The sequence below is a fragment of the Hymenobacter rubripertinctus genome, from assembly GCF_003583925.1.
GTDB lineage: Bacteria > Bacteroidota > Bacteroidia > Cytophagales > Hymenobacteraceae > Hymenobacter > Hymenobacter rubripertinctus.
Window position 1 is genome coordinate 1 of sequence record NZ_QYCN01000102.1, and the last position, 1,204, is coordinate 1,204.

Consider the following 1,204-nt stretch of genomic DNA (forward strand, 5'->3'; position numbering starts at 1 on the left):
ATATCGGCGATGAAGGCGGCCGTGCCGGTGGGCTTGAAGCCGGTGCTGAAGCCGTGGAGCAGGCGCAGGCCCAGGAAGCCGGCGACGGTGACGGTGAACGGGTAGAAGAAGCCGCAGATAAAGCAGATCAGCGAGCCGAAGACCATGACCGGGATGCGGCCCACGGTGTCGGCGAGCTTGCCCGAGAAGGGGCGCGCCAGGCCGGCCGTGAGCGTGAACAGGGCAATGATGTAGCCCTTGTACTCGCCCCCGCCCAGGCGGGTGAGGTAGTCGGGCAGCTCGGGCAGCAGCATGTTGAAGCTCATGAAAAACAGGAGCGACGACAAGCACATCAGCCAGAAGCCGGCCGTGTACACGCGGGGCGGAGCGGGAGCGGTGGTAACAGACATTTCGGCCGCAAAGGTAACCCCGCCCGGCCCGCCCGGCCGCATCCGACGACGGATTATTGCCACCACTCCCGCGAAGGACCGGCGGTTGCCGGGCACTTTGCGCCGCACGCGCGCCGCAAAGCTCCAAAGCAGGTGAGGAACCGGGCCGGATTACCTTTCCACGGAGAGCCGGGTGCGGTGGCGGATGAGCAGCAGGAACACGAGGCCCAGCAGCACGCTGCCGGCGCTGGCCAGATGCACGAAGGGCAGGCGGGCGGGCTCGTTGGCAAACACCCAGCCCGCCATCAGGGCCCCGATGCCGATGCCCGCCTCCAGGGCCATGTACATCGTGGACACGGCCCGGCCCCGGTGCGCGGGGTGGCTCAGATCCACCGTCCAGGCATAAATGGTCGGCCCGTTCAGGCCCGTGCCCATTCCAAACAGCACGGCCCCGGCCAGGAACACCGGCACCGACTGGGCAAAGGCCAGCAGCAGCAGGGCGATAAACATGCCGCCCGACGAGCCGATGAGCACCGGTATCCGGCCGTAGCGGTCGGAGGCGCGGCCGGCCAGCAGGCGCACCACCAGCGAGGCCCCGGTGTAGCAGATGTAGAACAGGCCCTTGCTCTCGCCCGTCAGGCCCAGCACCCGGCTCTGGTCGGGTACCACGGTGAAAATAGCGCCGCCCGGCAGCAGAAACAGCAGCGTGGCGGCGGCCGGAATCAGCACCCGGGGCTCAAACACTTCGCCCCAGCTTTCAATGCGCAGCAGCCGCCAGCGAAAGCGCTGGCGCTGGGCCGCGGGCAGCGTTTCGGTCATGGTGCCCTGCACGATCA

2 protein-coding genes are annotated in these 1,204 nt (G+C 68.0%); both read right to left on the minus strand.

Features of this window, described 5'->3' with window-relative positions:
- On the minus strand, positions 1 to 389 hold a 389-nt coding region (locus D0T11_RS21695; protein ID WP_147374804.1), incomplete at its 3' end, for an MFS transporter.
- Between the two features lie 150 nt (positions 390 to 539).
- Positions 540 to 1,204, minus strand: a 665-nt coding sequence (locus D0T11_RS21700; protein WP_147374805.1) for an MFS transporter, incomplete at its 5' end; no start/stop codon positions are given.